Below are 653 nucleotides of genomic sequence, written 5' to 3' on the forward strand. Positions count from 1 at the left end.
CAACACATTCGCCAGCAATAAAATACCAATCACCAGCAGCACCGGTTTGGTTTTCAAGTGACGTTTTTGCTTGTGCGGTGTCGAGTTAGTTCGATTCGAGTTCATTGAGCGACGCTTCCAATTCTGCTTTGTTGTAATGATAATTTTTGTGACAGAAATGACATTCAGTTTACGCCTCGCCGTCTGTTTCGATCATTTGGCGGATTTCTTCTTTTCCAAGTCCCATAATGCCTTCTGCGAATTTTTCTTTAGAACACGTACACTGAAACTGCACAGGCATTTCTTCGAGAATTTGAACATTGTCTTTTCCTAGCACTTCTTCCAAAATCTCTTCAGGCGTGAGCCCTCGTTTGATCATTGAGGAAACGGGTTCGATGTTCGCCAAGCGCTGTTCGATCAATGTAATGGTTTCGTCGTCGATGTCAGGCATCAATTGAATAATAAAACCGCCTGCTGCGAGCACGGAATTGTCGGTATCGACAAGCACAAAAAAAAAAAACCCACCTTCTTCTTCTCAGTGTATTCAACCAATTTCTTCAGCATTCCATACAATCAACCCCCATATCTTTCTCATTCAGCAGTCACTACCAAATTCACACATCTACTATCTCTTGTCCCCATCTCATAGCCCCAGCACAGTCCTCCTCTATCTT

Annotated in this window: 1 pseudogene; it reads right to left on the reverse strand. The window is 43.0% G+C overall.

Features of this window, described 5'->3' with window-relative positions:
* Positions 1 to 85 precede the first annotated feature (85 nt).
* Positions 86 to 487: pseudogene (locus BHE18_RS14945) on the reverse strand (Hsp33 family molecular chaperone HslO); the annotation flags it as partial.
* Positions 488 to 653 lie beyond the last annotated feature (166 nt).

The sequence above is a fragment of the Rossellomorea aquimaris genome (assembly GCF_001877785.1).
Taxonomy (GTDB): domain Bacteria; phylum Bacillota; class Bacilli; order Bacillales; family Bacillaceae_B; genus Rossellomorea; species Rossellomorea aquimaris_A.